The sequence below is a fragment of the Zhaonella formicivorans genome (assembly GCF_004353525.1).
GTDB lineage: Bacteria > Bacillota > DUOV01 > DUOV01 > Zhaonellaceae > Zhaonella > Zhaonella formicivorans.
The window spans coordinates 1,359,316-1,380,348 of record NZ_CP085524.1; the positions used below are offsets into that span (position 1 = coordinate 1,359,316).

A 21,033-nucleotide genomic window follows, 5' to 3' on the forward strand; every position below is an offset into this window, starting at 1 on the left:
ATGAGGGTCCATTAACTTTAGAATCGTTTCCCCGCCCGGTAGAGCATGGCCAGAATTTCGGCTACGGCCTGATAGAGTTCTGCCGGTATTTCCTGCCCAATTTCCACATGCTGGTAAAGGAAGCGGGCTACAGGCTTCTCTTCAACCACCGGAACCTGGTATTCCCTGGCCTTCTCCACGATTTTTTTAGCGATGGCTCCGGCCCCTTTGGCCACGACCGTAGGTGCTCCCGGAGAACCGGTTTCATATTTCAGCGCAACCGCTAAATGAGTTGGGTTGGTAATGACTACCGTAGCTTGGGGGATACTCTGCATCATGCGGTGCATTGCCAACTGGCGCTGCTTCTCCCGCAGCTTGGCTTTAAGCTGCGGGTCCCCCTCAGTCTGCTTAAATTCTTCTTTAACTTCCTGTTTCGACATCTTAATGCTCTCTTTAAATTCATAACGTTGAAACAGGTAGTCCAGAACAGCAATCACCAAGAAAATTAAGACTGCATTAAGGCTGATGCGAAATAACAGCCTCGATACCTGTGCAAAACCCTGGGGGACATCCATGTAAATTAAAAATAATAGACTTTCGTAGTTATTTTTAATTAAACTATAGGTAACCGTCCCCACAACAGTTATCTTTAAGAGCGCTTTAAGCAGTTCAACCAATGCTTTTTTTGAGAACATCCTTTTCAAGCCGCTGAAAGGATTGATATTTTCCAGCTTAGGTCTGATAGCCTCGGGAGCAAACAAAAAACCTACCTGGGCAAAATTAACCCCCAAACCGATTAGCATAGCACCCAAAAATACCGGCGCCATAATTTTAAAGAAAAACAACAGGGTATATAGAAATAAAGCGGCCAACCTCTTTTCAGTTAAAGGTGTCTTGTCTAGGTTTTGCCACAGGTATAACAGGTAATTGTTTAGTTCTGTGGCAAAATAGCCATTAAGAGCGTAAAGCAGCACTACCAGCGCCAGTAACACCAAGGCGGCATTCAGGTCCGCACTTTTTGCCACTTGCCCTTTTTTTCTGGCTTCCTGCCTGCGCTGAGGGGTAGCCTCCTCAGTTTTTTCTTCGGCGAACAACTGTAAGTCCAAAACCGGCAATTCCCACTGGCCCATTATAAACTCCTCATTACTAGCAACAGGTCTCTTTCAATCACACTGAAAACATTGGCCAAAACAGAGGCCAACAAGGGGGTGAGCAACGCCAGGGTAACTATCCCAATCCCTATTTTCAAAGGAAAACCAAGGATAAATACATTGAGCTGAGGTACAGTCCTAGCTACCAAACCAAGAGCGACATCTATCATAATCAGAACCGCTAAAACCGGAGCTGCAATTTTCAAGCCCAGCAAAAATGCGCCCGCAAAAATCTCCACCACCTGCTTAACTGCAGATGCTCCGATGCCGCCAAACCCTGCAAGGGGAACAAGCTCATAACTTTTGGCTAAAGCCAGCAGGAGGCTGTGATGTCCATCCATAATCATAAAAAGCAAAATACCCAAGGTGTGCAGGAACTGTCCCAGTAATGTATTTTGACTGCCGCTCTGCGGATCGAACAACCCCGCCATTGCCAGGCCGATTTGCACATCTATCAATTGACCGGCCATTTTAATGCTGCTGAAAACAAGAGTAGATATATAGCCCAACGCCAGACCTACCAGCACCTCGCCGGCCAGCAACAAGGCAAATGCCAAAAATTCAGGCTCGGCAATTTGCGGCCTTTTAACCGCGGGAAAAAGCAACACTGCCAACAGCAGTCCCAAGGCCCCTTTGACCTGCGGCGGTACATTCCTGATGGAGAAAAAAGGTGCTGCAGCCAAAAATGCGGTCATCCGGGCGAAAAGCAATAGAATGATTAACCAGTATGTAAAATCAAACATCCTCTGCCCTACCTTACAAATGCTCCTAAATTACCAAACAGGTTGGCTGTGAAGCTGATTAAGCTGTTTAACATCCAGGAGCCAAATATTACTACTGAGACCATCACTACAATGATTTTAGGCACAAAAGTCAAAGTCTGTTCCTGGATCTGCGTTGTTGCCTGAAAAATACTAATCACCAATCCTACCAAGAGCCCCAGGCCCAAGGCCGGCCCGGCCAACGTTATAGCCAAAACTAAAGCTTGTTTTGCTAAACTAATTACAAACTCTTGAGACATCCTCGTTCACCTCAGTATTCTTTCGCGCTAGCCGTCAGCTTTCAGCCGCAAGCATAAAGTCACCGGCAAGCTGCGACGTGTTATTTGTTAATGTTAAAACAAAAATCATTTAAGAGATATAGAACTAACGACTAACGACTAATGACTGACGACTAGCCCATAGGGCTCAGAAGCTTTCCAGCAATGATTTCACTACCAAATACCAGCCGTCTACCATAACAAAAAGCAGTATCTTAAAGGGAAGGGAAATCATCACCGGGGGCAGCATGAACATCCCCATTGACATCAAGGTACTGGCTACCACCATATCTATGACTAAAAAGGGAATATAAATAATAAAACCCATTTGAAAAGCAGTTTTTAACTCGCTGATCACGAAAGCAGGGATTAAAACCGTAAGCGGTATATCCTCCTTGCTATTTGGCCTGTCCATTTTAGACATGTTAACAAAGAGCGCCAGATCTTTTTCCCGGGTTTGTTTAAACATGAACTGCTTAATAGGCCCGGAAGCTCTCTCCAAAGCTTCCTCTTGGGAAATGCGCTGGGCCAGATAAGGGTCTACTGCTTGCGTTTTTACCTGCTGGTAGACCGGCGCCATGGTAAATAAGGTTAAAAAAAGTGCTAAACCAATTAGGACCTGGTTAGGGGGGGTTTGCTGCGTAGCCAGAGCACTTCGCACAAAGGACAACACCACAATAATCCTGGTAAAGGAAGTCATCAACACCAGGATAGCAGGCACCAGCGATAAAACAGTTAAAATCACCAGCAACCGTAGCGAATCTACCACTTCCTGGGGCTGGTCCGACTGGTCTATGGTCAAATCCACCCTGGGCAGCGGTACTGGTTCAGCCCACGCTTGCACAGACCCCAGTAAAATTATAAAAAGCACAAGTATAAAAAGAAGAATCAGCCATTTGCGTCTCATGATGTTTTTCCCCGTTGCTTAAACTTTGCTGTCCAACAGTCAACCCACTCCGATAAAAAGGGCGCTGCATTTAAACCCTGTTCCGGGCAATTTGAGGTTACAGGATAATCTGCCAATTCTTTTAACAGAGTAGTCCGGTGTTCATTCACAGCCAGGACATAATAGCGGTCTACCACCTTGACCACATATAAACCGGCTTTTGGACCTAGAATTAGCCTGTCCACGACCTGCAAATGGGCAGCAACCCGGAAATGCTGTGCCTTGCCCAGCCCGTATTTGATTGAGAGGTAAGCCAGGACAACTACCAACGGCAAAAAAATCATTAATCGTAAAACTGCACCAAACAGGTCGTCCATAAGAAACACCCCTATTCTGTCTCCGCCTCTTCTGCCAACGTATTTATTCTAATTCCGAATACTTCATTAATCACCACAATCTCTCCGGAAGCAAAATGCTGTTCATTAACAAACAAATCCACCGGCTCACCTGCCAGGCGGTCCAGTTGAATAACCGAACCTTCATTGAGCTCAAGCACTTCCCTGACTGTTAACTCTGTGGTCCCCAACTGCACCTTCAAAGCCACTTTAATGTCGTGCAGCTGTTCCACAGGCCTCGCACTTACCTTCATGGTGTTTACCTGTTCCAGGGGTTTGAACCGCACCTTGGCAATGCTTGTATCCCTTTTTTCAGCATCGGCAAACAACTTGGCAATTTCCTCTTCAGTCAAATTTCTGGACATGCTACCACCCTTATTGAATGATAAATTCTTCAAAATACAAACCGCTAACCTTATTTTTTACTAGCAACTTGTTGATAGCGTTTTCCAACTCCTGCCTGACCGTTTTCTGGTCCGCCAGGTCCGAAACCCTTTTACTCATCAACAGGGTAATCACTGCGTCCCGAATGCGATGCTGTTTTTCTTCCATTTCCTTACCTAATTTTTTATCCGTATATTCTACTGTTATTGTTAAGCGCACATAACGGCGAAAATTGCTGTCCGACAGGTTAACTGTAAATGGCTCAAAGGTCATTTTCATAAATGGCTCTTCCTGCCGTGTTTTGTCTCCGGCATTTTTGCTCAGCACCAGAAAGTAATAGGCTGCCCCTCCGGCTAAGATTAACAGCACCAGGACCAAAAGAAGAATTATGATTATTATTAAAGGGTTTTTTCGGGCTTGCTGCTGATCACTCATTTGGTAACACCTCACCTTGTGCTGAATATTTGGTACGGATTGTGATTACCACTCGCCTGTTCTGCTGCATGTTGTCCGGCGAGGTATTTGGAACGAGAGGGCGGTATTCGCCGTAACCTACGGCCACAAATTTTTTAGGATTGAGGTTTTTGTGCTCCACAAAATATCTGATAACCCGGGAAGAGCGGGCGGTAGACAATTCCCAGTTAGTGGGAAACTCCCTGGTGTTAATAGGACGGTTGTCGGTATGGCCCTCCACCCAGATCTCTTCATTGACGGTACTTAATAGCTTAGCAATAGGATCCAGGATAAATTTTGCCTCTTTTTTCAGGTCAGCTTTGCCCGAATCGAATAAAATTCTATCTTTAATATATAAAGCTACGCCGTTTTCGTCGATGCGAGCCTGTACCTCACCTTCCAGACCCATCTCTTCTATAAAATTTTTCACCATGGCATAGACTTCCATGGGCGAACCTTCCACCGCAGAGGTAGGTAAAGATTCACTTGTACCTGCCTTTAACTTGTTGGATGGTTCATTAGTAGTAGGGGGCGATATCTCCTCCAGAGGTGCGTCCCCCCAGCTTAAAATCCCAGCCCCTTGAAAGGAGGCCAAAAAGGCCTTGAATTTATTGGCGTCAATAGAAGAAAAAGAGTACAAAAGCACAAAAAACGTAAGCAATAAAGTCATCAGATCGGAAAAAGTAGTCATCCATTCAGGGGCTCCGCCCTGTTGTTGGGAACGTCTACGCATCCAAGGCTACTCCTTCTTGTCTTTTGGCCACAGGCCCTTCTTTTTCAATGGTATTGGGTAAAAAGGCCTTTAACTTTTCTTCTAAAATCCGTGGGTTCATCCCCGATTGGATGCCAATTATACCTTCCAGCATAATGCTTTTCAAAAGCAATTCTTCCTGGCTCCTAATATCCAGTTTACCGGCCAGGGGAATAAACACAAAATTGGCCATAATCGCGCCGTAAAAAGTGGTGATTAAAGCTACAGCCATGCCCGGACCTAAGGCACTGGGATCGTCCAGGCTTGCCAGCATCTGGATTAACCCGATAAGAGTTCCAATCATCCCAAAAGCTGGCGCCAGTGTTGCCCAGGTTTTTAAAATGGCTGCCCCGCTTTCATGCCGCGCTGCCATGTAATCCATATCAGTTTCCAATATATTTCTAATTAATTCGGGGTCAATGGCGTCAACCATCATTTGAATGCCTTTTTGAAAAAAGGGATCGTCCAGCCGATACATGTCATCTTCCAGGCCCAACAGCCCTTCCCGGCGGGCTTTTTTTGCCAATTCACCAAAAAGGTCGATGAGCTCCTGGGGATTCATTAAAGAGGTAGTAAAAGTCAACCTAACTGTTTTAAAAATTGACTTTAACCTGTCCAGGTCATAATGAACCATCATGGCCGCAAAGGAACCGCCTATGGTAATCCCCACTGAAGGAAGGTTCCAAAATAAGCCCAGGTTTCCTCCAGCCGCCATGGAAATGATAATTAAGATGGTACCGCCTACCAGACCGGCTATAGTCATCAAGTCTGTTTTTCTCATTTACTTCACCTCAAGGTTTACAGGAGTCTGCACTCCATGGATCTGCTGCCTGTAGGTCATAATCCGCTGCACCACTTCTTCCACGGATTCACAGACAAGCATCTTTTTGCCGTTTGTCAGGGTGATCACCGTCTCCGGGACCCTTTCCAGCTGTTCAACCAGTTCCGGGTTGAGATAGATTTCCCTTTTATCCAAGGTAGTCAACTTAATCATAAGCACACCTCCGGCCTGTGGCCGAGTAGTTAGCCATTAATAGTCCCCAGTCCCTAGTCCCCAGAATCGATAAAAGCCGCGTCCTTAGTCGTTAGTCCTTAGTTGCATATCACTCTTATATGCTTTTTCTGCAACACTACTGACTAACGACTAACGACGCTTTTAATATTTATAGGGTTATCGCTTCAGGTTTACCAGTTCCTGGAGCATCTCATCAGAAGTGGTTATGGTCTTGGCATTAGCCTGGAAGCCCCTCTGGGTGATGATCATTTCGGTAAATTCCTGGGCCAGCTCAACGTTGGACATTTCCAAGGCGCCTGCCACTATGGAACCCCGTCCTTCCGCAGAACCCGGCGGCCCGCCAATTGGAGAGCCTGAAGTGCCATCGGTGCCATCGGCTTCGGGCCCGGCTGCGCTGTCATATACGTATAAATTTTGACCCACTTTTAATAGTCCGCTTGGGTTGGAAAATTTAGCAATGGTAATAACCTGGCTTTCATTTAGCCCATTGTCATCCAAATATTTCACTTTGCCATCACTGCTGATACTGTAGTTTTGGGCGTTAACAGGCACAGTTATCTTAGTCCCGTCGGTAGATAAAACATAAAGACCGTTGGAGTTGACCAAATCACCTTCGGAGTTGAAGATAAAGTTGCCTGCCCGGGTGTAATAAATATTCCCTGTGTCATCCCCCGTATCGCTTAAAACGAAAAAACCTTCCCCTTGAATCATCAGGTCATTGCCTTTTCCGGTAGGCGCTGATGCTCCTTGGGTGTGGATGACATCTATGCTTCCCAGGGAAATACCTAAGCCGATCTGCTTGGGATTAGTTCCCCCGGTCGTTGCATCAGCGGCAGAGCCGCCTTGCAAAGTCTGATAAAACATATCCTGAAAAGTAGCCCTGGCCCTTTTAAAGCCCGGGGTATTCACATTGGCAATATTGTCACCGATGACGTCCATCCTGATTTGATGAGTTCTTAAGCCGGCTACAGCGGCATACATGGAACGCATCATAATTACATGACCTCCTTGTTTTTTAGTCCCCAGTCATCAGCCGCCAGTCCCCAGCTTCGAAAAAAGCTGTGCACATCCGGTCACAAAGGAGCAATTATTTTTTAAGCTAATGCTGATGGCTGAAAGCCGGCATGCATAGTTCATGCATGCTTGGGCTGCTTCGGTCGGTCCGCAGCCAGGGCTTCCTCAATGAGGTCCGGCCCTTACAAAATTACTGCACTGTCGATGTTGGTAAAAACATGTTCTTTCATACTCTGGCCGTCTACCGCCGTAACTACCGTTTTGCTGGCAATGCTCACGATAAAAGCCAGATTATCCAGTAAAACCAGAGACTCCCTGGCACCTTTGCGGGCAGCTTTTTCCACCGCATCATTTAATTTAAGCAAATCGCCGGCGGTAAGGTTGATCCCCCTGTTTTCCAACCTTTCCCTGGCATGTTTGGAAAATTGAACCTGCCCTTTTTCGCCCAGCTGGCTGCGCAAAACTTCCGCAAAAGCGGGCCCTTGGGATAAGGAATTCGTCCTGCCTGCTGTTCTATTGGGTTGCCCAACGGGCAGAACAGGTTTGGTCAAATCAATCTTATTGGCCATTGCCGCTCTCACCGTCGGCGGGAGACGGTCCGGCTTCGCTGCTATTTAAAGCAACCTGAACCAGCTGGGTAAGCTTTATTCCCTGTTCCCCAATCATGAGCAACGGCTCACCCTCAGAGATTCTGACTCTTTCCACAATCCCGCGGATTTCCGCATCACCGCTCAGTGCAGTTACCTCAGTGCCAATCAGAGTTAAAGCCTGGTTAATGCTGAGCTGCTGGCCTAAATTTTGCAATTGCTCCAGGGAACTGAACTGGGCCATTTGTGCCATAAATTCCCTGTCTTTCATCGGTTCTAAAGGGTCCTGGTTCTTTAGCTGGGTTACCAGGAGAAGCAAAAAATCATCTTTGCCTACGATGTCCTTTTTAGTTGAGGTCTGGTAGGTGTTATTAGTTCCGGCGGCTACAATACCGTTGACAGTCATCCGCTCACCTCCTAGGCTAAGTAATTAATTCCGTGTTGATTATAAAACCGCATAACTGGTTCCTCCCTGACGCTGTCCGACTGTCCTGCCAACCCGCTGTAATGCTGTTTGGGCCGGTTAAACTGCTGAGCATGATCTTGGGCGAAATTGCCGGAACCAATTTCAACGTTAACCTGGCCGAACTTAAGACCCTGTTCCTGCAGCGATTGGCGCAGCTGGTGAAGATTGTTTTCCAAGAGTTTCCCTACCGCGCTGTTTTCTACCAGAAATCTGGCGGAAAGTATCCCTTCTTCTAAAGCCAGCCGCAGGTGGACCTTACCCAGGTATTCGGGTTTTAATTGAATTTCTACTTCACTTTTGCCGCGCGTTAAGGTGGCTTTACTGGACTCTATCAGCTGATTGGCAATCGCTTGAAAACCCGTTTCCTTGAGAACCTGGTTCTGAACAGTGCTACTGCTAAATTCACCGGGATGGTTGGGGTTTAAATTGAGCCCGTTACTTGCTGAGTTGCCTGCTAAATTATCATGGAAACTAAGCTTTGTGGCAACTGCTTTGAATTCTGTTTCAGGCCAAGGGACGTCCAGCTTGCCCTGCGCCTCCGCTTGCTTGTGCCCCTCCAACCGACCGGCGTTAATCACCTCTGTCCCTTTAATACCGGTTTGCACTGACGTTTCCAAAACTTCACCCGTAACCTTACTCAGTTCATCGCCAAAAAGAGCCGACTCCGGCAACTGTCGCCTTGCAGAAAGCGTGTTTGTCCCGTCGTTTACCATTACACCGGTGCTATCAAACAAGAGAGGGGTAGTATTTCCCTTTTCCCCTAAAAAATCAGCGTCATCCTGCCCAGCCACTTGCTGTAAAACCATGGAGATGCCGGGCATTGCCGGTGGCAAGCCTACGGCGACAACAGGCAACTCTTTGGCAGCAGCATTGACTTTAGAGGTATCCGGGACAGGACCGGGCACTGTTTGATTTGGTTCCGTCAAACCCAGCAGCAAGGCAGCAAAAGCCATGGTTCCAAAGTTTGAATCACCGGCGCTGGCGACTCCGCTCTCGCCCAAGCCCTTTTTGCCGGTTTGGGAAACCGAGACTGCAGGTATATTCACTAGCATGCTTCCGTTCATATTTCTCACCTCCTTTCAAGGGAGTCACTAGTCCCCAGTTTTTAATTAATAAAAAACTGATTTAATTTAGGCGGCAACTAACGACTAAAGGATTGGGACTAATACTCATTGGCTTTCCTCACAAAGCCTGAAAGGCCCAGCTCGTCCATTACTTTTTGTTCTTGTTTATCCATTTCATTGCTATACTGTTGCCAGCGTTTTGCCTTTAAATTTTCCATAACCTTGGTATCCTGATGTGCTTTGGCCACCAGCCGCCGACAGGTCATAACTTCCGCCCGGGCCCGGTTTACTTCTTGTTGCTGTTTTTCTATTGCCTGTTGCAGACTTCCCAGGTATAGGTCCCGGTGCAACGCGGCTGTTACTTCCAGGCCGGTGCCTTTGCCTTCGCTAACCATTCTTCCCTGTTCTTCGTCCAGTTCCTTTTGAAAAGCAGCCAGCAGTTCCATATGGCGGGAGGCCAGTTTTTGGGCCTGGGCTAATCGCTGTTTTGCCTCATCTTCTTTGAGTAGCCGGTAGTTTAAAACACTTTCCAGGTGAAAGTGAAATTTTTTCATGCACTTACTCCTTTAACTGTTTAAAATCTCCGACATAAGCCTGATTGTTTCGGCAAAAGGCACATATTCATCAGAGCGCTGTTTCAGAAATTGGATTATCTGCGGATAATGTTTAATTGCTGCATCAACCTGAGGGTTGCTGCCTTTTTGGTAAGCTCCGATGTTGATTAAATCTTCAACCTTTTGGTAGCTGGCCAGCAGGTCCCTTAACTCTCCGGCCAGTTTCAGGTGTTCTCCGGAAACAATCTCCGCCATCAAACGGCTGACGCTGTTTAAGACATCCACAGCCGGATAGTGGTTTTTGGCCGCAAGTTCTCGGGATAAGACAATGTGTCCGTCCAAAATACCCCGTACTGCATCGGCTATTGGTTCGTTCATATCATCAGCATCCACCAAAACAGTATACAAGGCGGTAATAGAACCAACCGCTGCATTTCCTGCCCTTTCCAATAAACGGGGCAGAAGGGCAAAAACCGAAGGGGTGTAACCTTTTGTGGCAGGTGGTTCGCCTATGGCCAGCCCTACTTCCCGCTGGGCCATGGCAAAGCGGGTGACGGAATCCATCATCAGCATCACGTTTTGCCCCTGATCACGAAAATACTCTGCAATGGCAGTAGCTACAAAAGCAGCTTTAATGCGCACCAATGCCGGCTGATCCGAGGTAGCCACTACAACAACAGACCTGTCCAGGCCTTCGGGCCCCAAATCCCTTTCAATAAAATCCAGAACTTCTCTACCCCTCTCGCCCACCAGGCCAATCACATTGATATCAGCACCGCTTTGCCGGGCAATCATTCCCAAAAGCGTTGACTTGCCCACTCCGCTTCCGGCAAAAATACCTACTCTTTGTCCTTTGCCACAGGTTAAAAAAGCATCTATGGCCTTGACCCCCGTAGCCATAATCTCGGTAATCCTTTTTCTGCTCAAGGGATCCGGCGGGTTATTGTTTACAGGGTAATGTATGGCTTTATTTAGCTCCACGCCCGGCTGCATTGGGCGACCCAAACCGTCCAGCACCTGACCCAAGAGTTCCGGGCCTATGGGAATGGTATGGCTTTTTCCCGTAGCTCTCACCGCATAACCCGGAGCTATTCCGCCTAATTCACCCAAGGGCATAAGCAGTGTCCGCGAATTCTTAAAGCCCACCACTTCCGCTATCGTCGGCTCACTTTGCCCCTCGACCAGAATTTCACAAATTTCTCCCACTGCTGCTTTTATCCCGGTCACTTCTACAATCAACCCTATGACCTGGGCCACTTTCCCAGTGGAGCGCAGCAAATTAGATTGTCTAACTATCTCGCGGTATTTGCTTAAATCTATGGCCATCCGTTCAGCCCACCTGTCCAGACTCAAATCAGGGGCGTACTTCTGTAACTTTTTCGCCGGGAATAGAAGCCTTGAGCAGTTTGGCCACTTCCGCCAACTGGCTCTCCAAAGTACCGTCGGTAAAACCAGCTTCACTTTCCACCCGGCAGCCGCCTTCGCCTATTTCAGCATCAGCAATCACTTGCAGGCTGGCTCCTGCAGGAATCTGGGCCGCAAGCTGTTCCTTATATTCTTTAGCTATCCTTAAATCACGCGGGTTTACATAAAGGAAATAAGTGTCACCCGCATGGGCTTCCCTTAAAGTAGTTTTTGCCACTTCTAAAACTACCGAAGGATCAAGTTCAACCTGTTTACTAAGGATCTTTTGGGCTATTTCCAGCGACAGAGCAACCAGGGATTCTTCCGCTTCCTGAAACAAACGGCGCTGTGCGGATTGTAATTCACGTAAAACTTCAGCTTTTTTTTCCACCAGTTCATTTACCTGAGCTTGACCGGCCGCGTATCCTTCCCGGTAACCGGTTTGGTACCCTTCTTCTTTGCCCTCCCTGTAGGCTTCAGCTTTAATCTGCTCTTTTTCCCTGGCAGCTTCAGCAAAAATGTCCTGAGCCTTAGCACGGGCAGCTGAAAGGATCCGCTCGCTCTCCGCCAAAGCCCATTGCAGTTTAGCCTGTACCACAGGATCATATTCCAGTTGGTCAATATCGCTAAATTCGCTGCGGACTTCTATTTCCCGGGGCGTATAGTCAGTTATTTGTGCGCCTTTCAGAACTTTAGATGATGAGGGCATCTTCACCACCCCGTGAAATTATAATCTCGCCGGTCTCATCCAGCCTGCGGATAACCTGTACAATACGCTGCTGTGCTTCTTCCACATCCCGCAGGCGAATGGGGCCCAAAAATTCAATATCTTCTTTAAGCATTTCAGCAGCGCGCTGCGACATATTCTTGTAAATTCGCTGGGCCACTTCCTGGCTGGAGCCTTTGAGCGCAAGAGCCAGGTCTTTGCTGTCCACATCCCGCAGTATGCGCCTGATTGAGGTATCGTCAAGGTTGATAATATCTTCAAAGACAAACATCCGCTTCCGGATTTCGTCAGCCAGTTCCTGGTCCTCAGCTTCCAGGGACTCTAAAATGGTTTTCTCCGTCCCCCGGTCTACCCTGTTCAGAATATCCACCAGGGTGGCAATCCCCCCCACGCTGGCGAAATCATGTTCCACTAATGAGGACAACCGCTTTTCCAATACGCTCTCTACTTGCCGGACAATTTCCGGCGAGGTGCGTTCCATGAGGGCAATGCGCTTGGCAATATCAGTCTGCATTTCTTCCGGCAGGCTGCTCAAGACGATGGCAGCCTGCTCCGGTTCCAAGTAGGCCAAAATTAAAGCAATCGTCTGGGGATGCTCGTTGGAAATGAAATTTACCAGCTGTTTTGGCTCAGCTTTGCGAATCAAGGAAAAAGGCCTTATCTTGGAACTCTCCGTCAACTTTTTGATCAGTTCGTTGGCTTTGGCCGGGCCCAGCGTTTTTTCCAAAATCTCGCGGGCGTATTTGATCCCCCCGTGCAGCAAATACTGCTGGGCCTCATTCATCTGCAAAAACTCGTGAATTACGGCGAATTTTTCATCGTTATCCACAGTTGTTGTGTTGGCAATCTGGTAAGTGACTCTTTCTATGTCGCTTTCCGGCAGCTGCTTCAAAACAGCAGAAGAGATCTCAGGGCCCAGTACCATCAGTAAAATTGCCGCTTTTTCCAGCCCTGTTAATTCGCGTTTGGGCAAATTCCTTCACTCCTAATCCTCTGCTAACCAAACTTTAATTAATTGCGCCGCTTCTTCTGGTTTCTGCCTGACGATATCTTTTAGATGCTGCTGCTTCTCTTTCCTGGCCCTTTCTTCAGGAGAAATTTGCGGGACAACAGGTTCCACAGGGGTTACCGGAACAACTTCCTCTACTACCGGCAAGGCAGCAGCCGCTTTCTTTTTCCTTCGTCTGGCAAGCACCAGTAAGAGAAGCAGGAATAAAGCAGCACCTAAGCCAACCCATTTGAAATAGGGAGGAAATACAATTTTAGCGGGCTGTGCATTGCTATCGGAACCGGCAGGCTGTTCTGCCAGGCCGGCGTTGTTTTCAAAAGCCATGCCGGTGACGTTGATCTGATCGCCGCGCAAAGGCTGTAAACCTATAGCAGTGGCCACCATGCCCTCAATCTGTGTAACCTGCGCCTGGGTGAGCTGCCCGTCAACCACAACTGAGACAGATAAACTGCGGAGCTGTCCCTGAGCTCTAACAGTATGCCTTTCCGTTTGGTCCACATTATAGTTGGTTGTAGTGTCTTGTTTCTGGTAACTGGAATTTCCTTGCCCCCCGGCAACATATCCCGGAACCTGAGGTGTAACATTGGGCGCACCCACCACCCCTCCGGCCCCCCCCGTGTTGGTGCTTTGCTCGGTGGAGGTTTGCTGTCCCACTATGCTGCCGTCACCGTAATCCAATGTCTTTTCCTCCACCCGGTCAAAATCCAGGTCTGCGGAAACCATCACAATAGACTTCCCCGGGCCGAATACAGTGGAGAGCATTCCTTGCACCCGTTTCTCCAGGTCTTTTTCATACTGTCTTTTCAATTCATATTGATCAAGCCTAATCTGGGTTAAATTGGCCTCGCCCACACTGACCTCGTCACTCAAAACCCGACCGGTGGTATCGATGACTTTGACATTTTCCGGCGGCAAATTTTGCACACTGCTTGATACCAGATAGATGATGCCCTTGACCTGTTCAGCATTCAGCTTAGCCAAAGGCCTCATTTTAAGGGTAATCGCCGCCGAAGCCGGCTGCTCTTCCTCCACAAATACGCTTTCTTTCGGCAGTACCAGGTGGACCCTGGCCTGTTCAACTTCATCGAAAGCCACAATGGTGCGGCGCAGTTCTTCCTGCAGCGCCCTTTGGTAATCCACTTCCCTTTCAAAAGGCGTCTGACCCAGTTTGCTCTGGTCAAACAGTTCAAAGCCCAGGCCTGTTTGCGTTAAGACACCGGCCCCCGCCAGTTCGATCCGGGCTTCGTACACTTTTTCCTTGGGAACAGAGATGGTTGTACCCTGGTTTTCCAACTTATAAGGCACTTTCAGTTCTTTTAATTTTTCAACTACTGCATTAGCTTGTTTCGGTTCCAGATCGCTGAATAAGGGGGCATATTCCTCCCGTGTCAACCACTGGACAAAGAAAATGCCTGCCAGGATAACTGCTGCACTCATTACTACGATAATTGACTTTTTGGCATTTGAAAGCCCGTTCCATTTATCAGCTAACGTCTTGAGCAATCCGTTCACACTTATACACCATCTCTATTGATCAGTTGTTAGTTGTTGGTTATTGGTTACAAGTTAAAAGCTAAACAATTAGCGCATCTTATACTGGTATGATTGCTATGTTAAATCGAAGAAGCCGGAAGTTGATAGCTGCTAGCTGCTAGCTGAAAGCTGACGGCTGGCAGCTAATAGCCGCTAGATTTGCATACGCGAAATTTCCTGGTATGCTTCCACAATCTTGTTGCGGATTTGGACAGTCAGCTGCAGTGCTAAGTTAGCCTGTTCAGTGGCCAGCATAACATCATGCAAGTCCACCTCGCCACCGGCAACAAACTGTTTTGTTAACTCATCGGCCTGCAGTTGCAGTTGATTTACTTCCTGCAGCTTCTCCCGCAAAGCCTGTCCAAATGATGCGGCCACAGCCGCCGCTCCATTTCCCTCATTTTTCGTTCCTGTTTCAGTTTTATTTAAAGTTAAAGGCTGAATTGTATTTAAGGAAACTTTCATCATACATTACTCCTATCCGCGGCCAATTTCCAAAGCTTTCATAGCCATGGCTTTACCGGCATTCAAAACAGTAACATTGGCCTCATAAGACCTGGTAGCAGTAATCAGGTCTACCATTTCAGTTACTATGTTGATGTTGGGCAGGTGTACATACCCCTGGGGGTCCGCATCAGGGTGGCTGGGGTCGTAGACTAATTTGTCAGGGCTGTTATCCTGCACAATGGCCGCCACCTGAACCCCTTTTCCCCGGTAGCCTTGCCGGCTGCCCAAAGCCTGCTCCAACTGCTCAGCAAAAACAGCCACCTTCCGGCGATAGGGACCTCCTTCCGCAGTCCTGGTAGTGTTGATATTAGCGATGTTGCTGGAGATCAAGTCCATCCGCAGGCGTTCAGCCGTAAGTCCCGTGGCGCTGATGGCCAGTGAGTTAAACAGACGCATATCTATCTCCTCCCATCGTTAATAACATAGCGCAAGATGCCAAGCCTGCTGTTCAGCTGACTGGCAGCCGCGTTGTAATTAATGGAATTCATGGCTACTTGAACCATTTCCGCATCAATATCCACGTTGTTCCCGTCCTGCCGAAGTGAAGTGTTACGGTCGGTCTCCACCACAGGCCGGACTTCTGCCGCTGTTTGCGGGGGCCTGATATGGCCGGGTTTATCACCTGCTAAAATAATTCCTTTGTTTTTGCCCAGTGCCTTTTGCAAACTCTCCTCAAAAACCACATAAGAACGCTTATATCCCGGTGTATTTACATTGGCAATGTTATGGGCCAATACGCTTTGTCTGAGGCTTGCTGTATCTAAAGCCTTGGCCAAAATTTGCATGGTATTATTGGAAAAAACGCGCATGCCGTCGCCCCCCTTTTAACCACTGGTTTTTTTGCACAATACCCCCCAAAAATTTTTGGAGTGACGTATGGTTTAATATAATCAATATATGGAAACTATCTAGATAAAGTTCCACATTTAGTTATTAAATCCTGTTTTATTCGGCAATTTTTTCGCCTACCAATACAAAATTTAACAAAAATTTTACATATCCAACTGAAGTTTCTGTTCTTTTTCTCCAATTTAACATCGCTTGCTGTTTCCCGTCGAGAGAAAAATGTCGAAAATTGCTAAGATAGGAAAAGGGGCCTATAATTATCGTGGGACGTCCCAGAAATATATAGGACTTATAGCGCCAGGAAATAAAAAAAAGCCCGGCTTGGGCATTTTTAAAAAGTTTCTAAAAGGGCAGGTCTTGGACCTGTCCTTTTGAATCACTCGGCTGTAATATTTAAGCTGTTGTAATTGGTCTTGTAGCTGTGGTTGTGAAGCTGTCTGGTTGCTTCCACCCAGGTATCTCTCAGCTCGCTTAATAAACTGTAAACTTCGTCTGCAGCTTGCAAGTCTTTTTGAACATTGGCCGTAATCAAGCGCCGGTACATAAAATCATACAGCAAGAAAAGATTTTCGGCAATCTCCCCTACTTCCCGGTTTAAATTAGACATTAGCTCGGCAATAATCTTTTGGGCTTTGATAAAGTTGGTGTTGGATTTTTCTATGTCCTTTTCCTCTATGCCTGCTTTAGCCTGCGCAATGAACCTTAGCGCCCCGTCGTAGAGCATAGTGACCAGCTTCTCCTGGGAAGCAGTATTAACTTGATTGGTTTGATAGGCCTGAAAAGCATTAGCCATATTCATACCTCAGGACCCCCCCGTTTCTTAGTGTTGAGTGTTGAGTGTTGAGTGTTGAGTGTTGAGTGTTGTGTTTAATTTTGAATTTTGAATTATTGTTTGCTCTTGCCTCGACTTAAGCTTTTTCGTCCAGTAAAAATCCTTTGGATTGGTAGTTGCGGCCGAGGATAAGGCCGGCCTGGCGGGGCGAAAGCCGATGGACCACTTTCCCGGTGGAGAATTCAGTCACCTGTACGTACCAACGACCGCTTTCCTCTAGCAAGTACAAGCGAATAGGCTTATTTTCTTTTTCCAATTCGGCGTTAAGTTCCTCAAGAAAAAGCACCAACTCTTCCCTTTTGCCATCCCGGTGCCACTGACGCCCCTTGCCCTTCTCATCGTGTTCGGTAACCTTGAGACTCCTGGCATCATGAACAATTTGCTTGCTGGTACGTTCCTTGACGTTATTCAGGATTATCGGGTCGATGCCTGGAATCTTAGTTAACATCTTCCCCACCTCGGCTTACTTTTTCTTATCTATAAAAGCCCCTTCAACCTGGATAGAACGCTGGTGATACAGGCTATCACCCTTTTTATTCCGCTGCAATTCAATAAGCTTGGTTGCAATGGATTTCTTGGTGCGGTCCAAACCTGCTACCAGTTGTGCATTTAATTGGCGTAATTCGTCCAACAACACCAGTATCTCATCATTTTTACGAGCAGGTTCACTTAATTTTAAATCAATCCTGTCTATTTCTTCAATAATCCGATCCTTTTCATCAAACAACGAACTAATGGGCTCATATTGACCGTTATCAAGCATTTGCACTTGTAGAATAGTTAGCTTCTTCAATTTCTCTAAAAGCACTCTTTTTTTATTTAATAAACTGTCGGCCATTTTTGCACATCCATTATTGTCATTTTAATAAAGCTGATAGCTGAAGGCTAAAAGCTGATGGCTGCCAGCTGATAGCTGATGGCTAAAAGCTGACAGCTAACTGCTTACTGGGAGAATTGCTGCATCAACCAGGCCGACTGCATATTGGCCCGCTGGATAGCCTGTTCCATGGCGGTAAACTGCCGCCAGTAGCGGTCCTCCAACTGCATTAAACGATTTTCCTTCTGCTCTATCCGCTTATCGATATCCTTGATGCGTTCCGCCAAAACGCTGTTATCGTACAGCGAAAGAGACAGATCGCTTCCTGCCTGTTTGGTCATGTCATCCATTGCCTTGTTTATAGCGTCGTATAGCCTCTGGGCCACGCCCTTTTCACTGTCATTATTAGTGTCGCTTTTTTGGGTAAAAAACTTTAAAACCTCTTCAGGTCTGTTATTGATAGCGTCCTTTAATTTCTGTTCATTGGTGATATAAAGCTTTCCACCTTCAAGATAAGTACCTGTTGACAGACCATATTCCGACATCTGGTCGTATTTGGCGTCAAGCCCCTGTACCGGGTTGCTCCAGGCGTAGCGCATCTTGTCCAAAACACCGCGGAGGATAGGGTCGCCTTTTAGCATCCCGCTCCTTGCTTTTTCTTCCCAAAGTTTGACTTCATCGTCGCTCATTTCTTTTTTCTGCTCTTCGGTTAGCGGCAGATAGTCCCGGTAGCGCTCTTCCTTAACCTCGGCATCTATTTTGGCGATGATTTCGTTGTATTTGTCTATAAAACTTTTAACGGAATTAAAAATGGCATCTCCGTCACTTGTTACTGAAACCGAAACAGGCTTTCCAGCCTGGCTTTCTCCTTGAAGGGTAAAGGTTGTACCGTTGACCGTAAATTCATTGCTTTTCTTCACCATGTCGAAGCCGTTAAATTTTACCAGTGCATTTTTGCCGTCTACCACATTTGCAGTATCTAACATCAAAGTTTTTGTTAAAAAATCACCTGTTATCTCAATATCCTTGCCGGAAGCATTATTGTCACCTGTTCTGGTGGTGGACATATAAACCTTATTGTTATCCGGATCATAAAAGACTGCTATGCCTAAATCCCTGTCCGAAGAAATTTTACTCAGAATACCATTTAATGAATCGCTGGTATTGACGGTAAAAGTCTTCTCAACCGCAGTACCATCTTCTTTATAAGTTTTGATGGTAAAAGAAAGGGTTGCAGGGTCTCCGGCCAGCGGCGAACTGTCTGTAAAATAGTTCTTTTGGGATAAAATTGACTTATTCGGGTCAAATCCCGCGCTGGTGATGGTTCCAGAACTGCTTACCCGTGAGGCATCTGCCAGCTGAGTTACTTCAATGGTATACGTTCCCGTAGCAGCATTGTTTGCCGAGGAGACAGTCACAACAGCAGTATCGCTGCTGGTTGCCTTCCGAGGCAAAAATGTGCTTTGCAACCTCATCTTGCTGGCTTCGTCCCTCAATGAACGAAGCAGTGTATTAATGGCACGGTAATCGTCTTTCTTCCACTGCAGCAGTGTTTTGTCCTGTTTTAATTTATCTACAGGCTTCCTGGCTGCAGCCATCAAATCCTTCACTATCTGGTCTATATCCAACCCGGAAGCCAAGCCGCCTATGCGCAAATTGCTTACCATCTTTTTACCCCCCTGGAAAAATGCTTCATTTTTCAGGACAAGTCTAGTTATACCAGTTTGACTAAACCCTTTCTAGTTGCAATACCTCCAACCCGACACACTTACACTTCTAATACATATATCGGAAAAATCTTGGTAAAGTTTAGGGGAATAGCAGGTTTTTGCAAAATTATTATACCTAAAAGAAAAAAGCCAGCTGGCTGACTATGTTGGGCAACAACTATTTAATAACTGCATTTAATCATAAGTTTCCTTCCAGCCAAACATTTACGTATTTAATAAATTCAATAAAATCATCTAGATCGTTTCGCAGAATACTAACTATCACATTATCATCGATTTTGCTGTAATCATGTACTAAAATATTTCTAAAAGCCACCATTCTGGCAAGCTTCTTGGCAAATTCCGGTGGAATAATTCCAAACTCCCCTAGCTTTTGAATACTCTCCCTGTAGGTTTCGGGCTTTCCCAAATCGGCTGACGAGATAATAATATTGGCAATATCGATAATGCATTCTATAGAAATATGTAAACCTCTTTCAAGTCCCCAATATTTCAAGGGATCCTGGCCGATATTTTTTTCCGTTATTTCCGATGAAACAGACTTTAAAAGAGCAATATAGTTTTGTAAATCATTCATTTTTTTTCGAATAACTTCAAGGACATTCTTTGTCATTTTATTTCTCCCTTAATTTTAGCTTTTAAGATTTCAAATTGCCTCCTCCTGAATGGCTCCATATCCAGATATTCTTTGACAACTCTAACTTCAAAATTAACTCTTACTTCCTCGCTTTTTTCATATAATCTTTTCCCGTACTTGATTGCTTGATATTTTAAAACTGGACCAACAGCATTTAAAATTACTAAATCTATATCATCCCTTCTAAAAATGTCGGTGAAATCTGCCAATAAATTTAATTTGTCCATGGGGTTATAGGGTTCCTTTAACAAAACGGCAATGTCCAAGTCACTATTGGAGTTGTTCTTACCGGTAGCGTAAGACCCAAAAATATATAGCAGTAAAATACCATAGTCCTGCACCAGTTTAGCCAGATGGGGTTCCAGCACCTTTGCAACCTCTTGTAAATCAATCTGCACCAAATTACCCAATCCCCTATTCCCATGAAATATTGATTAGATCATACATATAAGTGGGCTCCAGCTTAACTTTAAAGCCCTTAACTGTTAACATTTCTACAACTTTATTATGGACTTCCTTCTTGCACTGCCCTTCATCTTTTAAAATTACTGACACCTGATATCTTCCATTCCTTGCTGCACTTTCAATATGATAATAAATCTTTTGTAGCTGAATCATTGTTTTTTCTTCAACACTGGCTATTTTGCTATTATAATCATCAGCCGCCATTTTATATTCATTGGCAGTTTTAAAACTGTCAGCCAGTTCCATGGTTTGTCAACTCCTGATCCTAAACCAAAGGGATCGTCCCCTTGGTTTAGTCCTTACCCTTGGTTTACTTGTTTACGCTTTTTCATCCACCAATAGCCCTGCTAACTCCCACATCTTTGCCACTGCATCCAAAATCTTTTCCGGTGGGATTTCCCTGATGAGTTCCCCAGTTTCTTTATCGATCACTTTTACCATAATTTCTTTTGTCTTTTCGTGAATTGAAAATTCAAAAGTAGTATAATGGGCCTTCAGTGCTTTATTTGCTTTTTCTATGGCGGTAATTACGTCCTTCTCAGAAATCTGTCTTTCGGCTTTTTGTTCTGCATTCATTGCTTTATCCTGCCGGTTTTCCTTATTTTCTTTAGTAATTTTATCATCTGCAGAAACCGTGTTTATCTTTACCGCTTGGCTTATCCCTTCAATCTTCATTCCATCCACCCCCGAATACATCTAATATTTATATCGGAAAAAATTTGTAAAAGTTTAGTTGCAGGCAAAGGATTTTGCATATATTTCGCTAATATTTATACAGAACATAAGTT

The 21,033-nt window shown here is 45.9% G+C and carries 30 protein-coding genes; all 30 read right to left on the reverse strand.

Annotated features, from left to right (window positions below; all coding sequences use genetic code 11):
- Positions 1 to 17: 17 nt before the first annotated feature.
- Positions 18 to 1,109 (reverse strand): flagellar biosynthesis protein FlhB, encoded by a 1,092-nt coding sequence (gene flhB, locus EYS13_RS06820; RefSeq protein WP_227767216.1) that lies wholly within the window; start codon positions 1,107 to 1,109, stop codon positions 18 to 20.
- Positions 1,109 to 1,873 carry a flagellar biosynthetic protein FliR gene (gene fliR, locus EYS13_RS06825; RefSeq protein WP_227767219.1) on the reverse strand — a complete coding sequence of 255 codons (765 nt, stop codon included), beginning with the start codon at positions 1,871 to 1,873 and terminating at the stop codon, positions 1,109 to 1,111. The genes flhB and fliR overlap by 1 nt, the downstream gene beginning before the upstream one ends.
- Before the next feature lie 8 nt (positions 1,874 to 1,881).
- Positions 1,882 to 2,151 (reverse strand): flagellar biosynthesis protein FliQ, encoded by a 270-nt coding sequence (gene fliQ, locus EYS13_RS06830; protein WP_227767221.1) that lies wholly within the window; start codon positions 2,149 to 2,151, stop codon positions 1,882 to 1,884.
- A gap of 166 nt (positions 2,152 to 2,317) precedes the next feature.
- Positions 2,318 to 3,076 (reverse strand): flagellar type III secretion system pore protein FliP, encoded by a 759-nt coding sequence (fliP, locus tag EYS13_RS06835; RefSeq protein WP_227767223.1) that lies wholly within the window; start codon positions 3,074 to 3,076, stop codon positions 2,318 to 2,320.
- On the reverse strand, positions 3,073 to 3,432 hold the full coding sequence (gene fliO / locus EYS13_RS06840; protein WP_227767225.1) for a flagellar biosynthetic protein FliO: 360 nt from the start codon (positions 3,430 to 3,432) through the stop codon (positions 3,073 to 3,075). The genes fliP and fliO overlap by 4 nt, the downstream gene beginning before the upstream one ends.
- 11 nt (positions 3,433 to 3,443) lie before the next feature.
- Positions 3,444 to 3,815 carry a flagellar motor switch protein FliN gene (fliN, locus tag EYS13_RS06845; protein ID WP_227767227.1) on the reverse strand — a complete coding sequence of 124 codons (372 nt, stop codon included), beginning with the start codon at positions 3,813 to 3,815 and terminating at the stop codon, positions 3,444 to 3,446.
- Between the two features lie 10 nt (positions 3,816 to 3,825).
- Positions 3,826 to 4,269: a flagellar basal body-associated FliL family protein gene (locus EYS13_RS06850; RefSeq protein WP_227767229.1), complete on the reverse strand. Its 444-nt coding sequence runs from the start codon at positions 4,267 to 4,269 to the stop codon at positions 3,826 to 3,828.
- On the reverse strand, positions 4,262 to 5,020 hold the full coding sequence (locus EYS13_RS06855; protein ID WP_227767231.1) for a flagellar motor protein MotB: 759 nt from the start codon (positions 5,018 to 5,020) through the stop codon (positions 4,262 to 4,264). Before EYS13_RS06855 ends, EYS13_RS06850 begins: the two co-directional genes overlap by 8 nt.
- Positions 5,013 to 5,819 carry a motility protein A gene (locus EYS13_RS06860; protein WP_227767233.1) on the reverse strand — a complete coding sequence of 269 codons (807 nt, stop codon included), beginning with the start codon at positions 5,817 to 5,819 and terminating at the stop codon, positions 5,013 to 5,015. The genes EYS13_RS06855 and EYS13_RS06860 overlap by 8 nt, the downstream gene beginning before the upstream one ends.
- The gene (locus EYS13_RS06865; RefSeq protein WP_227767235.1) at positions 5,820 to 6,032 is read right to left on the reverse strand and encodes a flagellar FlbD family protein; all 213 of its coding nucleotides are present in this window, start codon (positions 6,030 to 6,032) and stop codon (positions 5,820 to 5,822) included.
- A 177-nt stretch (positions 6,033 to 6,209) separates the two neighbouring features.
- Positions 6,210 to 7,046, reverse strand: a complete 837-nt coding sequence (locus EYS13_RS06870) for a flagellar hook-basal body complex protein (protein ID WP_227767236.1) — start codon at positions 7,044 to 7,046, stop codon at positions 6,210 to 6,212.
- A 203-nt stretch (positions 7,047 to 7,249) separates the two neighbouring features.
- Positions 7,250 to 7,636 carry a TIGR02530 family flagellar biosynthesis protein gene (locus EYS13_RS06875; RefSeq protein WP_227767238.1) on the reverse strand — a complete coding sequence of 129 codons (387 nt, stop codon included), beginning with the start codon at positions 7,634 to 7,636 and terminating at the stop codon, positions 7,250 to 7,252.
- Entirely contained in the window at positions 7,626 to 8,060 is a 435-nt protein-coding gene (locus tag EYS13_RS06880; RefSeq protein WP_227767240.1) for a flagellar hook capping FlgD N-terminal domain-containing protein, read from the reverse strand. The genes EYS13_RS06875 and EYS13_RS06880 overlap by 11 nt, the downstream gene beginning before the upstream one ends.
- Before the next feature lie 11 nt (positions 8,061 to 8,071).
- A complete protein-coding gene (locus EYS13_RS06885; protein ID WP_227767242.1) occupies positions 8,072 to 9,184 on the reverse strand; it encodes a flagellar hook-length control protein FliK in 1,113 nt (370 codons plus the stop codon).
- 98 nt (positions 9,185 to 9,282) lie between these two features.
- Positions 9,283 to 9,738 carry a flagellar export protein FliJ gene (gene fliJ / locus EYS13_RS06890; protein ID WP_227767244.1) on the reverse strand — a complete coding sequence of 152 codons (456 nt, stop codon included), beginning with the start codon at positions 9,736 to 9,738 and terminating at the stop codon, positions 9,283 to 9,285.
- 12 nt (positions 9,739 to 9,750) lie between these two features.
- On the reverse strand, positions 9,751 to 11,064 hold the full coding sequence (gene fliI, locus EYS13_RS06895; protein ID WP_227767246.1) for a flagellar protein export ATPase FliI: 1,314 nt from the start codon (positions 11,062 to 11,064) through the stop codon (positions 9,751 to 9,753).
- Between the two features lie 28 nt (positions 11,065 to 11,092).
- On the reverse strand, positions 11,093 to 11,851 hold the full coding sequence (locus EYS13_RS06900; RefSeq protein ID WP_227767248.1) for a FliH/SctL family protein: 759 nt from the start codon (positions 11,849 to 11,851) through the stop codon (positions 11,093 to 11,095).
- Complete coding sequence (gene fliG / locus EYS13_RS06905; protein ID WP_227767250.1) at positions 11,835 to 12,842, reverse strand: flagellar motor switch protein FliG; 1,008 nt, start codon at positions 12,840 to 12,842, stop codon at positions 11,835 to 11,837. The genes EYS13_RS06900 and fliG overlap by 17 nt, the downstream gene beginning before the upstream one ends.
- Before the next feature lie 12 nt (positions 12,843 to 12,854).
- Positions 12,855 to 14,390: a flagellar basal-body MS-ring/collar protein FliF gene (gene fliF, locus EYS13_RS06910; RefSeq protein ID WP_227767251.1), complete on the reverse strand. Its 1,536-nt coding sequence runs from the start codon at positions 14,388 to 14,390 to the stop codon at positions 12,855 to 12,857.
- 174 nt (positions 14,391 to 14,564) lie between these two features.
- Positions 14,565 to 14,879: a flagellar hook-basal body complex protein FliE gene (fliE, locus tag EYS13_RS06915; RefSeq protein ID WP_227767253.1), complete on the reverse strand. Its 315-nt coding sequence runs from the start codon at positions 14,877 to 14,879 to the stop codon at positions 14,565 to 14,567.
- A gap of 9 nt (positions 14,880 to 14,888) precedes the next feature.
- Positions 14,889 to 15,314, reverse strand: a complete 426-nt coding sequence (flgC, locus tag EYS13_RS06920) for a flagellar basal body rod protein FlgC (protein ID WP_227767254.1) — start codon at positions 15,312 to 15,314, stop codon at positions 14,889 to 14,891.
- Positions 15,315 to 15,316: 2 nt separating this feature from the next.
- Positions 15,317 to 15,727, reverse strand: a complete 411-nt coding sequence (flgB, locus tag EYS13_RS06925; RefSeq protein ID WP_227767256.1) for a flagellar basal body rod protein FlgB — start codon at positions 15,725 to 15,727, stop codon at positions 15,317 to 15,319.
- Between the two features lie 413 nt (positions 15,728 to 16,140).
- Positions 16,141 to 16,563, reverse strand: coding sequence for a flagellar export chaperone FliS (fliS, locus tag EYS13_RS06930; RefSeq protein WP_227767257.1), 423 nt, complete (start codon positions 16,561 to 16,563; stop codon positions 16,141 to 16,143).
- A gap of 109 nt (positions 16,564 to 16,672) precedes the next feature.
- Positions 16,673 to 17,044 carry a flagellar protein FlaG gene (locus EYS13_RS06935; RefSeq protein ID WP_227767259.1) on the reverse strand — a complete coding sequence of 124 codons (372 nt, stop codon included), beginning with the start codon at positions 17,042 to 17,044 and terminating at the stop codon, positions 16,673 to 16,675.
- A gap of 15 nt (positions 17,045 to 17,059) precedes the next feature.
- A complete protein-coding gene (locus EYS13_RS06940; protein ID WP_227767261.1) occupies positions 17,060 to 17,434 on the reverse strand; it encodes a hypothetical protein in 375 nt (124 codons plus the stop codon).
- Between the two features lie 104 nt (positions 17,435 to 17,538).
- Positions 17,539 to 19,080 (reverse strand): flagellar hook-associated protein 2, encoded by a 1,542-nt coding sequence (locus tag EYS13_RS06945; protein ID WP_227767263.1) that lies wholly within the window; start codon positions 19,078 to 19,080, stop codon positions 17,539 to 17,541.
- Positions 19,081 to 19,321: 241 nt separating this feature from the next.
- On the reverse strand, positions 19,322 to 19,756 hold the full coding sequence (gene hepT, locus EYS13_RS06950) for a type VII toxin-antitoxin system HepT family RNase toxin (protein ID WP_227767265.1): 435 nt from the start codon (positions 19,754 to 19,756) through the stop codon (positions 19,322 to 19,324).
- The gene (mntA, locus tag EYS13_RS06955; protein ID WP_227767267.1) at positions 19,753 to 20,178 is read right to left on the reverse strand and encodes a type VII toxin-antitoxin system MntA family adenylyltransferase antitoxin; all 426 of its coding nucleotides are present in this window, start codon (positions 20,176 to 20,178) and stop codon (positions 19,753 to 19,755) included. The genes hepT and mntA overlap by 4 nt, the downstream gene beginning before the upstream one ends.
- 16 nt (positions 20,179 to 20,194) lie before the next feature.
- A complete protein-coding gene (locus EYS13_RS06960; protein WP_227767269.1) occupies positions 20,195 to 20,491 on the reverse strand; it encodes a hypothetical protein in 297 nt (98 codons plus the stop codon).
- Between the two features lie 72 nt (positions 20,492 to 20,563).
- Positions 20,564 to 20,920, reverse strand: coding sequence for a flagellar protein FlaG (locus EYS13_RS06965; RefSeq protein ID WP_227767271.1), 357 nt, complete (start codon positions 20,918 to 20,920; stop codon positions 20,564 to 20,566).
- Positions 20,921 to 21,033 lie beyond the last annotated feature (113 nt).